12 protein-coding genes and 1 tRNA gene are annotated in these 13,736 nt (G+C 53.4%); all 13 read left to right on the top strand.

Annotated elements, in window-relative coordinates; translation table 11 throughout:
* Positions 1–124 precede the first annotated feature (124 nt).
* The 13 genes from QMG16_RS07825 (at position 125) to QMG16_RS07765 (ending at position 13,660) form a co-directional block, all read left to right on the top strand.
* Complete coding sequence (locus QMG16_RS07825; RefSeq protein ID WP_281793409.1) at positions 125–1,561, top strand: hypothetical protein; 1,437 nt, start codon at positions 125–127, stop codon at positions 1,559–1,561.
* Positions 1,558–2,106 (top strand): CDP-alcohol phosphatidyltransferase family protein, encoded by a 549-nt coding sequence (locus QMG16_RS07820; protein ID WP_281793408.1) that lies wholly within the window; start codon positions 1,558–1,560, stop codon positions 2,104–2,106. Before QMG16_RS07825 ends, QMG16_RS07820 begins: the two co-directional genes overlap by 4 nt.
* A 69-nt stretch (positions 2,107–2,175) precedes the next feature.
* Positions 2,176–2,250: transfer RNA gene (locus QMG16_RS07815), tRNA-Val, on the top strand.
* Between the two features lie 237 nt (positions 2,251–2,487).
* Positions 2,488–4,422 (top strand): threonine--tRNA ligase, encoded by a 1,935-nt coding sequence (gene thrS / locus QMG16_RS07810; protein ID WP_281793407.1) that lies wholly within the window; start codon positions 2,488–2,490, stop codon positions 4,420–4,422.
* Positions 4,377–4,979, top strand: a complete 603-nt coding sequence (infC, locus tag QMG16_RS07805; RefSeq protein ID WP_281793406.1) for a translation initiation factor IF-3 — start codon at positions 4,377–4,379, stop codon at positions 4,977–4,979. Before thrS ends, infC begins: the two co-directional genes overlap by 46 nt.
* A gap of 94 nt (positions 4,980–5,073) precedes the next feature.
* The gene (locus QMG16_RS07800; protein ID WP_281793405.1) at positions 5,074–5,244 is read left to right on the top strand and encodes a hypothetical protein; all 171 of its coding nucleotides are present in this window, start codon (positions 5,074–5,076) and stop codon (positions 5,242–5,244) included.
* A 31-nt stretch (positions 5,245–5,275) separates the two neighbouring features.
* Positions 5,276–5,473, top strand: coding sequence for a 50S ribosomal protein L35 (gene rpmI, locus QMG16_RS07795; RefSeq protein ID WP_281793404.1), 198 nt, complete (start codon positions 5,276–5,278; stop codon positions 5,471–5,473).
* 46 nt (positions 5,474–5,519) lie between these two features.
* On the top strand, positions 5,520–5,873 hold the full coding sequence (rplT, locus tag QMG16_RS07790) for a 50S ribosomal protein L20 (RefSeq protein WP_281793403.1): 354 nt from the start codon (positions 5,520–5,522) through the stop codon (positions 5,871–5,873).
* A 1-nt stretch (position 5,874) separates the two neighbouring features.
* Positions 5,875–6,885, top strand: coding sequence for a phenylalanine--tRNA ligase subunit alpha (gene pheS / locus QMG16_RS07785; RefSeq protein WP_281793402.1), 1,011 nt, complete (start codon positions 5,875–5,877; stop codon positions 6,883–6,885).
* 194 nt (positions 6,886–7,079) lie between these two features.
* The gene (gene pheT, locus QMG16_RS07780; protein WP_281793401.1) at positions 7,080–9,485 is read left to right on the top strand and encodes a phenylalanine--tRNA ligase subunit beta; all 2,406 of its coding nucleotides are present in this window, start codon (positions 7,080–7,082) and stop codon (positions 9,483–9,485) included.
* Between the two features lie 144 nt (positions 9,486–9,629).
* A complete protein-coding gene (locus tag QMG16_RS07775; protein WP_281793400.1) occupies positions 9,630–10,013 on the top strand; it encodes a PilZ domain-containing protein in 384 nt (127 codons plus the stop codon).
* A 68-nt stretch (positions 10,014–10,081) separates the two neighbouring features.
* On the top strand, positions 10,082–10,633 hold the full coding sequence (locus tag QMG16_RS07770; protein WP_281793399.1) for a manganese efflux pump MntP: 552 nt from the start codon (positions 10,082–10,084) through the stop codon (positions 10,631–10,633).
* 15 nt (positions 10,634–10,648) lie between these two features.
* Positions 10,649–13,660: an AIR synthase-related protein gene (locus tag QMG16_RS07765; RefSeq protein WP_281793398.1), complete on the top strand. Its 3,012-nt coding sequence runs from the start codon at positions 10,649–10,651 to the stop codon at positions 13,658–13,660.
* Positions 13,661–13,736: the final 76 nt, after the last annotated feature.

The raw sequence follows: 13,736 nt of genomic DNA, 5'->3' as shown, positions 1-13,736 counted from the left end.
TGAGAAACGAGGTTGCACAGGAAAAAGAGTCTTGATCTGACATTCGACAGGAAAAAGTTCGTGATATCCTCTACCATTCACAGATTGGATCGGAAAAAGCAGAGTAAAAGAGTTGGGAACAGATATGAATGGTCGTGCAGTGCTTGTAGTTTTGGCTTTGTTTATAGGTTTTAGCCCTCATTTCGGCTGGACCGCTATCAACCAATTGCAGGGCAAGTCCTCCATTTATTTCAGCCAGGGACAATCGCTTTATAACGCTCAGGACCATTCGAAAAGCCAGCAGGAAGCGATTCATGATTTTCAGGTGCAGGCGATCATTCATGCGGTCGGTACATTCCTGCCCCCCGGCCAGATGGGCACCCGTTATAACCTCCTCCAGGATAAAATATTCAAACAGCCTGAGCGCTATGTTCAAACTTACCGGATTTTTTCGGAAAATCCTTCTGAAGGCGGGCTTTACCGCGTGGCGGGGCAGGTGACGGTTGATATGGATCTGCTCATGGCGGATCTTCAGCAGCTGGGTTTGATATCGGAGGAAAAAGCGCTCCCCGAAACCTCTGTTGCCGACTCTGGAACCCCGGCGCCTCCTTCCGATAAATCGTATGATGCGTCGGAGTCAACTTCCGAGGTGGCGTCGGAGGACGACAGGCAAGCAAATGCGCCCAGTGCGGTAGAGAGGATTTCAGCGGGAACGGATGTCTTGTGGGTGGTGCCGGAAAAGTGGGACCAGGATTGGCATTTGCCGCAGGATAAGCGCGATCCTCATGGGCTTTTTGCGGTGAGCCTTTTGCAGGAAACGCAGGATTATGACTGGCAGATCCGCTTTCCCCAATCGGATGGATTGGAAGTGAGCGAAAGAGGCAACGTTTCATCGGGCGAAGCCCTGAGGCAGGCTCGCGAACAGGGTGTTGGAAACCTGGTTTTGGGAACCGTGGCGTTGTATGAGAAACAGGGCGAAGAACCCCGCCTCGAAGTCGTCCTTCGCGTGCTGGACGTGGACACGGGGAAAAGCCGAGGGGAAATACGCGAGAATTTGGAGTTATTGGATGAATCCAATCAGGAAGGAGCGATGGAAATCGCTTCTCGTGTGGTGCCTGAATTGGATGGTCTATTGAGGAGGTCCGTTCGAGAAATGGAGGAAAGCTCGCCTCGTCCAGGTGCGCCCGGTTCAGGGCAATATGTCACCGGCGGGGAGGTGGGTGAGTGGATCCTGCGCATTCGGTCGGATCAACAATATGTATATTGGCAGGAATTGGAAAAACTTTTGAGGGAACAGTTCAAGTCCATGCAGGTTAAAGGGCTTGAACTGGGGCCTGAGGAAGGGGTAGTGCGTTTGGATGGAGTGGATGGTGCTTTCATTCAGACCCTGGATGGGAGAGAGCTTCGAGGTGGAGTCCAAATCAAGGTCGATGCCTTCGCACCGGAATCCCATTCCGTCCGAGTGACATTGACAGGCACTCCAACACATCGATCCAATATGCAGCAAAGTACGGAGCCCTCGGAAATACCTGAGTCAGAAACGCCTGAATCGGAAATACCTCAGACAGAGTCGGAGCAATGACAATCCCTAACATTCTAACTCTCGGCCGCATTCTCCTCACCCCCCTGCTCATCTGGCTTCTCCTCGACGGCAATCTGAAACAAGCGCTGTTCGTGTTCTTTATTGCCGGAATGACGGATGGTCTCGATGGTTTGATTGCGCGCCTTTTTCACCAGAAGTCAAAATTGGGAGCCTATCTGGACCCTCTGGCCGATAAGCTTCTGCTCGTGAGTTCTTTTATTCTGCTCGGGCACTTGGGGCTGGTGCCCGATTGGCTCGTGATCGTCACGGTGAGCCGGGACATCATGATTGTATTGGGCTTGATGACTCTCATCTTCCATGAGGTCAGTGTGGAGATCAGGCCTTCTTTTTTTAGTAAAATCACTACGCTGATGCAACTCGTTACGATTTTGGCGGTCATGGGTTCCCCTTACGCCTCACTTCCGGAATGGGGATATTCGATCCTGTTTTTTGCGACGGCCTTTTTTTCGGTGGGGAGCGGCATACACTATATTCTCATAGGGATATCCCTCCTGGAAACCCGCCGTTCCAATAATGAAGAATAAGAGAGATCGTGAATGCTATTTTTCTTGACATGGATAGACGATACCGCTATAGAAACGTATAAATTTTTTAGGCGCGTAGCTCAGTGGGAGAGCGCTACCTTGACACGGTAGAGGTCGGCGGTTCGATACCGCCCGTGCCTACCAAATGGATCCCCCGGGAAAAATGGGGGTGGTTGGAATCCACTTCGATAAGGCGCCTGATTGGCTCGTTGGAATTCGGAATACGACGGAAAAGAAGACTTTTCGAGACAGAGACACAAGTCCTTAGGATATCGGTGATGGGCACCTTCCCTCTGTGTGAGGCACGGTGCCTTTTTTGTTGAATTATTGTATATATTGTGTGCTAAACGATTTTGGTTTGATTACTCCCAGGAAGCGGACATGAATTCACAAGAAATCCAGGTGACATTTTCAGATGGAAGTCGAAAAGCTTTCCCCAAAGGTGCTTCCGCTCAGGAAATCCTGAAAACCGGGCAGAGGGATGATTTTGTGGCGGCCCGTGTCGATGGAGAACTGGTCGATCTCTCGCGACCGGTGGAAGCGGACGCTCTGGTCGAGGGGGTTCCGGCGGATTCCGAGGATGGGCTTGAGATCCTCAGACACAGCGCGGCTCATATCATGGCCCAGGCTGTAAAGATGCTCTTTCCCCGTGCCAGGGTCGCTATCGGTCCTGCCATTGAAAGCGGTTTCTATTACGACTTCGATGTGGATCGTCCTTTTACCCAGGAAGATCTCGAACAGATTGAAGCCAAGATGAAGGAAATCATTTCCTCCCGCCTGGAATTGCACCGGCAGGAAATGTCCCGGGAAGAGGCCATTCGATTTTTTGAAGAGCAGGGGGAAAAGTACAAAGTCGAGCTGCTCGAGGGCTTTGCAGATCCAAAAGTGTCGTTGTACAGACAGGGAGAGTTTGTGGATCTTTGTCGAGGACCCCACATTCCAAATACGGGATACCTCAAGGCATTCAAGCTGCTGAGCGTTGCAGGGGCCTACTGGCGGGGCGACGAACACAACGCCATGCTTCAGAGGATTTACGGAACCGCCTTTCCGAATCGGGATGGGCTGAAGAGGTACTTGAATTTCCTGGCCGAAGCTCAAAAGCGGGATCATCGCCGCCTGGGAAAAGAGCTGGATCTTTTCAGCTTCAGTGAAGAGGTGGGAGCGGGGATGGTGATTTATCATCCCAAGGGGGCTCTCATTCGGCATATTCTCGAGACGTTCGAGAAAAAAGAGCACCTGCGCAGGGGGTATCATCTGGTGGTCGGACCGACGCTGCTTAAAACAGACCTTTGGAAACGCTCCGGCCATTTTGATAATTACCGTGAAAATATGTATTTTACGGAAATCGATGAGCAGTCCTATGGCATCAAGCCCATGAACTGCCTTTCGCATATGCTCATTTACAAATCCAAGATTCGCAGCTACCGGGATTTGCCCTTGCGGTATTTTGAACTGGGCACGGTTCACCGTCACGAGAAATCGGGTGTCCTTCACGGCCTTTTGCGTGTGCGGCAGTTTACTCAGGATGATGCCCATATCCTCTGTATGCCCGAACAACTCAACCGGGAAATCCAGGGCATCATCGAATTTGTTATCGAAATAATGGGGATTTTTGGGTTTGAATATGAAATGGAAATCAGCACGCGGCCCGAAAAATCCATTGGAACGGATGAAGATTGGGAGCGGGCGACGGCCGCGCTGATCGGGGCGCTCGAAGGGAAGGGCATCCCTTACGAAGTCTGCCGGGGGGAGGGAGCTTTCTACGGTCCCAAGATCGATGTGAAGCTGAAAGATGCATTGGATCGCCGCTGGCAGTGTGCTACCATTCAATGTGATTTCACTCTTCCGGAACGCTTTGATCTGAGTTATATCGGTGTGGACGGGAACCGCCATCGCCCCGTTATGCTGCACCGTGTGATCCTGGGAGCGATCGAACGGTTTTTAGGTGTTCTCATAGAACACTACGCAGGAGCTTTCCCCGTTTGGCTGGCTCCTGTTCAGGCGGTTGCGGTCACGGTCACGGACGCTCAGGTGGAATTTGCCCAAAAAGTCTGTGATGAGCTGCGCAGCGCCGGTGTGCGGGTCGATTTGGACGACCGGAACGAGAAGCTGGGTTACAAGATTCGTGAAGCTCAAATGCAAAAAGTACCTTATATGCTGGTCATAGGAGATCGGGAAGTCGCAGCCGGCGGAATTTGCCCGCGACGCCGTGATGGTACTCAAATGGAACTCATGTCTCCGCGGGATTTTGCTGCACTGCTCGAAGAGGAATGCCGCGGTCTCACGAAGGGTCGCGTGGGTTTGAGTATCATTTAGCATTCAACGGCATAGAGATCATATCTATCAGAAAGGAGGATTTTGTCCTGGAGAAACAAGCCAACGTCAACGAAAGAATTCGATCTCCGGAAGTCCGTGTCATCGGTCATGATGGGCAACAGTTGGGAGTCCTGCCCATAAAGAAGGCCTTGGAGCTGGCCTTTCAGGATGAGCTTGATCTGGTGGAAGTAGCCCCGAATGCGGATCCCCCTGTTTGCAAGATCATGGACTACGGCAAGTTCAAGTATCAACAAAGCAAACGGACGCAAGAGGCCAAGAAGAAGCAGACCGTCATTCAGGTAAAAGAGGTCAAGATTCGTCCCAAGACGGACACTCATGATCTGGAAGTCAAGATCCGCCATATCAAACGTTTTCTGGGCCAAAAAGACAAGGCCAAGGTTGCCATCGTTTTTCGTGGACGGGAAATTGCTTACACCGAACAGGGGACAAAAATCCTGGAGCGTGTCATTGAAGAGCTCAAAGACGAGGCGATCGTGGAACAGGCGCCCAAGATGGAAGGGCGCAATATGGTAATGATATTGGCCCCCAAGGCGTAACTTCAGCCTCGGAAAAAAGAGCTTGACACACTTGTGGAAGGCCAATAAATTGCTCCCTTTCAACTCCTGGCGAAGGGGTGGAGGTGAAAAGCCGGTGGACTGTTCCTTTCCGGTGAGATGCGGTTCCCGGCAAGTGGTTGATCACGGAAAGCAAGAGGGGTGGGCTGCGGAGTCGAGCCGCCGGTTGAGTTTCATTTCGGTGGGCTGGGCTGCGGGGTTCTGGATCGGGAGACGAAGGCTGCCGGCTGAAGCTCTCAACCTCTAGCCAAACATTAAGTTGGAACATGGAGGATGTAATGCCGAAGATTAAGACCAATCGCGCTGCTGCCAAGCGCTTCAAGAAAACGGGAACGGGCAAGTTCTTGCGTGGGCGAGCTAACAAAAGCCACATTCTCACCAAGAAAGCACCCAAGCGGATGCGTTATCTGCGCCAGACCACGACAGCCGATGCCGCCAACTCCAAGGCTCTCAGGCGCATGCTGCCCTATCTCTAGAGGATTAAAAAATAGTTGAAGATTTTCAATTGAGGAGTCGTTATCCATGCCGAGAGTAAAAAAAGCTGTCAAATCCCGCCAGCGTCGCAAGCAAATCCTGGACATGGCGAAAGGCTATAGAGGGGGACGCGGTACTCTGTTGCGTTCTGCGTCTGAAACGGTTGATCGCGCCCTGAAGTTCGCCTACCGGGACCGCAAGGCTCGCAAGCGTTCTTTCAGGAGCCTTTGGATCATGCGCATCAACGCCGCAGCCAGGCTGCATGGCCTCAGCTATTCCAAATTTATGAACGGCCTTTCCAGGGCCAACGTCTCCCTGGACCGTAAGGCCTTGGCCAATCTTGCCGTTTCAGATCCCGATGCTTTCGCCAAACTGGCCCAACTCGCAAAAGAAGCCGCATAAAATGGAAGACGCTGTTCGAAAACTCCTGGATGCGGCATCACGAGAGATAGCCGCTTTGGGGGATGACCTCAAGTCGCTGGAACAAGTCCGGGTACGCTATTTGGGTCGAAAAGGGGAATTGGCCCAGTTGTTCAAGCAACTGGGCAAGGTTTCCGAAAAAGACCGCCCCCTGGCTGGAAAAATACTCAATGAAGCCAAGGTTTCTCTGGAAGGGTGGCTCAACGATGCTCTTGATCGTGCGAGGGAAGGGGAGACTGACCGTAAAGAACGGTTTGATGTGACCATCCCGGGCAGGAGGCCCCTTCGAGGCCGCCTGCACCCCATTACTCAAACGGCTCAGGAGATCTCGCGCATCTTCAACTGGTTGGGTTTCGAGACGGTGGAAGGCCCCGAGATCGAGCTGGATTATTATAATTTCGAAGCTCTCAATATCCCCAAAGATCACCCGGCTCGGGACATGCAAGATACTTTCTACATTTCCGATGACGTGGTCCTGAGAACGCATACTTCTCCCCTTCAGGTCAGGACCATGGAAAAACGCCGCCCGCCTATTCGCGTCATTGCACCCGGCAGGACCTACCGCTGCGATTCCGACGTTACCCATACACCCATGTTCCACCAGGTGGAAGGTCTGCTGGTGGGGGATGACATCTCCTTTGGGGACCTCAAAGGGATACTTACCATCTTCGTGCACCAGATGTTTGGCCCTAATGTAGGCCTCAGGTTTCGCCCCAGTTTCTTCCCCTTCACTGAGCCGAGTGCTGAAGTGGACATCCAGTGCGTGATGTGTGGGGGGAAGGGGTGCAGGGTTTGTTCGCAGACGGGCTGGTTGGAGATTCTCGGGTCGGGAATGGTGGATCCGGAAGTTTTCAAGATGGTGGGTTACGATCCGGAAGAAATCACCGGTTTCGCTTTCGGTATGGGGATCGAGCGCATTGCCATGCTGAAATTCGGGATCGATGATCTGCGCCTGTTCTATGAAAACGATCTCCGTTTTTTAAAACAATTTTGATCGTATCCAGGTTTCGTTTCGCTTTCCCGGGTTCCTGATCGTCCGTCTCACACAATCGGCGGATGAAGGGAACTTTTCTCGTTTTTTAGGCACCCATCGACTGTACTGAGAATGGAACAGATTGTTGTTCCCCAATATTTTCTGCTTCGCCGCGCTGAAGCTGTCTGCAGGGGAAGGAGAAGAGGGATTCGAGGATGATCGTCAGTCTAAAGTGGCTCCATAATTACGTGGATGTACCCCTATCCGTTGAAGAGTTGATTCACCGCCTGACCATGGTCGGCCTTGAAGTGGAGGGCGTCAGTGAACTGAATCCCCATTTGAAGGGAGTGGTGGCTGCGCGTGTCGAAACGGTGCGACCTCACCCGCGCGCTGACCGGCTGCATCTCTGTGATGTTTCGGATGGACAGAAAGTCTATCAGGTGGTGTGTGGCGCGCCCAATGTAAAAGAGGGCATCGTTGCTCCTCTGGCTCTCCCCGGAACTCAAATGCCCAATGGAATGACGCTGCAGGAAACCAAGCTTCGTGGTGAGCTGTCCCAGGGCATGCTTTGCTCTCAGAAGGAGTTGGGACTCGGAGAAGACGCCGGCGGCATCTGGCACCTGCCCGACGACCTTCCCCTGGGGGTTCCTTTGTCCAAGGCCCTGGATATTGAAGACACCATTGTTGAGGTCAGCATCACTCCCAACCGTGGTGATTGTTTGTCCATGCTGGGCATTGCTCGTGAAGTTTCGGCCATCTGCGGAACGCCCCTCAGATATCCTGACTCCTCTGTGCAGGAGAAAGGGCCTCGTATCGAGAACCTCGCTTCAGTGACCATAGACGATCCGGTGGGATGTCCCAGATACGCAGCGCGCGTTGTCGAGGGCATCACGATCGGTCCCTCTCCCCGTTGGCTGAAGGAAAGTCTGGAAGCCGTCGGCCTTCGATCCATCAATAATATCGTGGACGTCACCAACTACATTCTTATGGAAATGGGCCAGCCACTGCACGCCTTTGATTTCGATAGCCTGCGCGAGAATCGAATCGTCGTGCGTAAAGCCAAAGCGGGCGAGCGTTTTACCACCCTCGACGGCGTTGAACGGGTTCTTTTTGATGATACCCTGCTCATCTGCGACGGCGTCGGACCCGTAGCCATTGCCGGAATCATGGGGGGGCTGGATTCGGAAATCACGGCAGAAACCACGCGCGTGCTCATCGAAAGCGCCTATTTTCAGCCCGTCTGCATCCGGCGGACGGGGAAAAAGATCGGATTGCGCTCGGAGTCGAGTTATCGGTTTGAACGCGGGGTCGATCCGGAGGGAGTGCTTCGGGCATTGGACCGTGCAGCTCGATTGATGGTTGAAGTGGGTGGCGGTGAGATTGCCACGGGGCGCATCGATGTTTACCCCAATCCCATTGAAAAACCGGTCTTGACCCTGCGGGTGGATCGCACCAATCGTTATCTCGGAACCGAACTCGAAGCTTCGCAGATGGCTCAGGTGCTGAAGAGCATCGAAATGGAAGTGAAGCAGTTGAATGAAAACGAGTTGCAGGTGATTTCACCCTCATTCCGCCCGGACATAACGCGGGAAGTGGACTTGACGGAGGAAGTGGCCCGTCTGGTGGGTTACGACAAAATTCCTGTGACTTACCCCAAAGCCGATGTCTGTGCGGCCCCCCTTGATGCGCATTTCAGGATTCGTCAGGAGGCGAAGAACCTTCTGCAGGGGTTCGGCTTTTTCGAGGTGCTCAATTATTCGTTTATTTCCCAGGAATCACTGCGCAGGCTGAAGTTCTCGGCCGATGACCCGCGGCTCAATCCTGTTCCCGTGAAGAATCCGCTCAGCGAGGATCAGGGAGTGATGCGGACCTCTTTGATTCCCGGTCTCCTGCAGACGGCGCGGCACAACTTCGGCCATCGGAATGAAGATCTGAGGATATTTGAGTTGAGTAAGGTCTTCCTTCCCAGAGAAGGGGAGCTTCTGCCCTTTGAACCCCACCATCTCGCAGGACTCATGGCTGGAAAACGCGATCCCCATCTCCTCTATGGCGGAGAAGCCGAAGTGGAATTCACTGATGTGAAAGGGGTGGTCGAAAGCGTTTTGGAACTGTTCTTTTTGAATGAATTACGGTTTGTCGCGAAAGATCTGCCCCCTTATCTGGATCCTTCCCTTTCTGCGTCGGTTTTTTGCTCCGGGGAATGTATCGGAGCTTTGGGGCGCCTTCGCCCCGAAGTGGCGGAATCCTTCGATCTCAAAAGGAACATCTTTACGTTTGAATTGGACTTCGACAAGACCTACTCCTTCAAGCGATCTCAACCCATGTTCCGGAGTCTGCCGAAGTTCCCTTCCGTAGCCAGGGATATGGCTCTCATTGTGGATGAAAACCTCCCCGTTCAGGAACCTCTGGATTTCATCGGGAAACAGGAAGAGCCTCTTCTGGAGCGGGTCGATATTTTCGATATCTATCGGAATCCTCAGTGGGGAGGGAAACAAAAAAGCGTAGGCTATCGGCTGGTGTATCGCTCTGCGGACCGGAGCCTGACGGACGAAGAAGTCAACGAAATACACAACCGGCTGGTTCAAAAGGTGTTGGACGTATTCCATGCTACGTTGAGGTAACTCCCATGACTGGAGCGGTCACAACGAAAGATAAAAAAAGGGCAAAGAGATGCAAGGCGATAGGGAAAGCGCGAAACGCTCTTGAAAAGCGATGTCGGCATGAGCTATGAGTCATGAGCCTTTTTTCATAACGATAGGGAGAGAATGACGGATAAAAAAAGTCATCCACCCAAAGTTAGAGTTGCGACCAAGCCGCCCCCCTGCCTGGTCATTTATGAAGCGGGTGGCCAGGCCCGCAATGGATCTTCCCTGCATTTCAACGCAACGGGAATGTTGATCATCTGTACCGAACCCGCGCCCCTCAGGACCAAACTCAAACTGCTTCTCCAATTCCAGGGGTTGAGAAATCCCTTTGAACTTCAGGGAGAAGTGGTTTGGACCAATATTCATGGCAGTGCCGATTCCCTGACGCCTCGGGGCATGGGGGTGAAGTTCCTGAATGTCGAAAGGGACATGGAAAGAGTCTTGTCTAAATTGGCGGAGAGGTACGAGACCCACGGCAATATGTACGAGTGCTACTATACATAGATGTGATGAAGGCGTGCCCACAGTGTTCAAGCAATTTTTTTCGGGTATTTGAATCGAGGATACAGGACTTGGAGTTTATCGAAACATTTCTGGTTGCGGTGGCACTGGGATGTGATGCGTTTGCCGTGGGCATGGGGGTCGGGACGCGGTTTTGCGCCCCGAGGCAGGTCTTTCGCCTTTCCTTTCACTTTGGATTGTTCCAGTTTTTGATGCCCGTGATCGGCTGGTTTCTTGGGCAGAATATGGTGGGAATCATGCGCCGGTGGGCGCCCTGGGTGGCATTCGCTCTGCTTTTCTTCATCGGTGCGAAGATGGGCTACGAAAGTCTGAAGCCGCCTGAATCCGACAAAAGGGACGAATGCATCGACCCGACGCGTGGATTCAGCCTGGTGATGCTCTCCGTTGCCACAAGCATCGATGCATTGGGGGTGGGGATCGGTCTTGGAATCATGGGACAAAGCCTTTTCTTTTCTGCAATCTGTATCGGTATTGTGGCCTGCGCTATGACGTGGATGGCCATGAAGCTTGGAAACCGACTTTCTGAAAAATTCGGCCGGCGAATGGAAACCGTAGGGGGTCTCATTCTCATCGGGATTGCGGTGAAGTTCCTGGTCGCATAGCACTGGATACGACATATGGTAGCAAGACTTGAAATCACGCTCAAAAGTCATCTTTTCGATGCCGAAGGGGCGAGCCTTTGCCGCAAAATCAGGGACTATTTCGGCTGGAATCCGGACAGGATTCGTGTCGTGCATATTCTCACCCTGGATACCGGACTTTCCATCGATGAACTGGAATCCGTTCGCCGGGAAATCTTCACGAATCCCGTGACGCAAGATTCGAGCTTTCGCCCCCTGGCGAAGGATTTCGATTGGGCCATATGGGTCGGCTTTCGGCCCGGTGTAAGGGATACGGCCGGGAGTGTGGCCATTGAGGCCATTTCGGACTATCTGGGCCGTTCCCCCGGGTCCGGTGAATCCGCATATACCTCCAGGCTTTATCTCTTGTCGGGCGATACATTGGAGCGCGAACAGATCGATACGATTGCACGCGAGCTGCTGGCCAACGATATCATTCAGCAGTGGCGCATTTATGCCCGGTCCGAGTGGAATGAAGAGGAGGGGATCGGGTTGATCGTGCCCAAGGTCGTACTGGCTCATACTCCGACGGTAGCCGAAATCCCAGTTCCTTCGGACGAAGCTTTGATGGCCCTGAGCCGCGAGCGCAACCTCGCTTTGAATCCTCAGGATGTTCCCGTTATCAGAAACTACTTTAGTCGAACCGAAGTGGTCGAGGCGCGCAAGGCAGTAGGACTGTCCGTACCCACCGATGTCGAATTGGAAGCCATCTCGCAGGCCAGAAGCGACCATTGCAATCACAATACCTTTCGGGGGAAATTCCACTATCGGGATCTTGCGACGGGCGAGAGCCAGGTGGTGGACAACCTTTTCAAAACGTGCATTGAAGCTCCCACTCTCACCATCCAGAGACAGAAAGACTGGGTCGTTTCCGTGCTGTGGGACAATGCCGGGCTGGCGCGTTTCGACGAGGAGCATAACTATGCCATCACCGGTGAGACCCACAACAGCCCTTCCAATATGGAGGCCTACGGTGGATCCCTGACCGGCATCGTGGGCATCTACCGCGATATCATGGGGACCGGCAAAGGGGCCCGGCTGGTGGCGGGTTTGTACGGATACTGTGTCGGCCCTAGAGACTATGCCGGCCCATTGCGCCCCCATCTCCATCCTCGGCGGCTTCTGGATGGAATCGTGGAGGGAGTCCGTGACGGAGGGAACAAGCATGGCGTTCCCACTCCCTTCGGAAGCCTTTTCTTCCATCCCTCCTACCTTGGAAAATGCCTGGTCTTTGTGGCGTCCTTGGGAATCATGCCTGGAAAAATCCTTGGGGAGCCTTCCGACCAGAAGTGCCCGAGGCCCGGGGACTGCATCATCATGAGTGGGGGGCGGGTCGGCAAGGACGGGATCCACGGCGTCACGGCTTCCAGTGAAATTTACAGCGCCAATACGCCTGCCGGTCATGTACAGATCGGGGATCCCTATACGCAGAAAAAAATGCACGACTTTCTTCTGGAAGCCCGCGACGAGGGACTCATCACTTTTATCACGGACAACGGCGGCGGGGGGTTGTCTTCCTCCGTAGGTGAGTCGGCGCAATTTGCGGGCGGGGCCTACGTCGAACTGGATAAGGTGCCCTTGAAATACGAGGGGTTGGATGTCTGGGAAATCTGGATTTCCGAATCCCAGGAACGTATGACGGTGGCGGTCGATCCTTCGCATCTGGATCGGTTCATGGAGCTTTCACGCAAACACGAAGTGGAAAGCACCGTCATCGGGTATTATAAAGGGGATGGTAAGCTCCAGCTTGCCTATGACGGCAGAACGTGTGCCCAGCTTGACCTCAGCTTTTTTTCCGAAGATTTTCCACAATGGCAGTTCGATGCTCATTGGCTGCCGCCGGAATCACGTGGCCTGCAGGAACCCGTTCTGGGAGAACCCCGGGATTACACAAAACTGCTGCATGCGCTTCTGGAAAGCCCCAATATCTGTTCGCGCGAGTGGATTCAGCGTCAGTACGATCACGAAGTGCAGGGGGGCAGTGTTGTCAAGTTCCTCACAGGGCGGGAACGGGATGTCCCCAACGATGCAGTGGTGCTCCGGCCTTTATTGGAAAGCAACAAAGGACTGGCGGTTTCTCAGTCCCTCAACCCCACTTATTCCGTCATCGATACCTACGATATGGTCGCTGCGTCCATCGACGAGGCGGTCCGCAGATTGCTCGCCGTGGGAGCAGTTCTGGAGGAAATCGGGGGTGTCGATAACTTTTGCTGGCCCAGCATTCAGTATGACCCGGTTCAAAATCCCGACGGGCGTTACAAGGCCGCGCAACTGGTTCGGGCCAATTGGGCTCTGCGCGACATGTGTCTTGCCTATGGTATTCCGCTGCTTTCCGGCAAAGACAGTATGTATGTGGATGGACATCTGCCGGGGGAGTTCGGAGAGCGCCACAAGATTTCGGGGCTTCCCACCATGCAATTCACGGCCACGGGTGTCGTTTCAGATGTGAGGAAGTGCTGCACCATGGAAGCCAAAATAGCGGGAGACCTCGTCTATGTATTGGGAAATACAGCCAATGAACTGGGTGGTTCGGAATACTACGACCTCATGGGATATGTGGGACTGAACGTTCCCAAAGTGAATGCCGAAGCCTTTTGGCCGCTTTACAAGGCCCTGGAGCGGGGCCTTGCCTCCGGCCTGATGGCCTCCTGTCATGGCATCTACCGTGGCGGATTGGGGGTCCATGCAACGATGGTGGCCTTTGCAAGTCATCTTGGAATGATACTGGACCTGGCCAGGGTACCCCGTTCGTCAACTGGCGGGATGCAACTCAGGGATGACCAGATCCTCTTCAGTGAATCCTGCGGGCGGTTTTTGGTTACTGTGTCACCCTCTCGGCAAAAGGATTTCGAGTCTCTTTTTAAAGGCTTGCCCTATGCCCTCGTGGGGAAGATTACCGAAGAACCTCAATTGGTCATTAAAGGAGAGGGGGGCGGCATTCTGGTTCAGGAACCCCTCGCGCTTCTCAAACGATCATGGAGACAATTTACACAAGTGGATGCGGATTAGGCGCGTGCTGCCTGCTTTTCAGGCATCCCGAGGCAAGTTTTTCGTCATCTTTTTGAGTCCAGCATTCAGCGGTGGA

Source organism: Desulforhabdus amnigena, assembly GCF_027925305.1.
Lineage (GTDB): Bacteria > Desulfobacterota > Syntrophobacteria > Syntrophobacterales > Syntrophobacteraceae > Desulforhabdus > Desulforhabdus amnigena.
The sequence above is the reverse complement of the archived record's forward strand: the minus strand, read 5'-3'. Positions and strand labels throughout refer to the sequence as shown.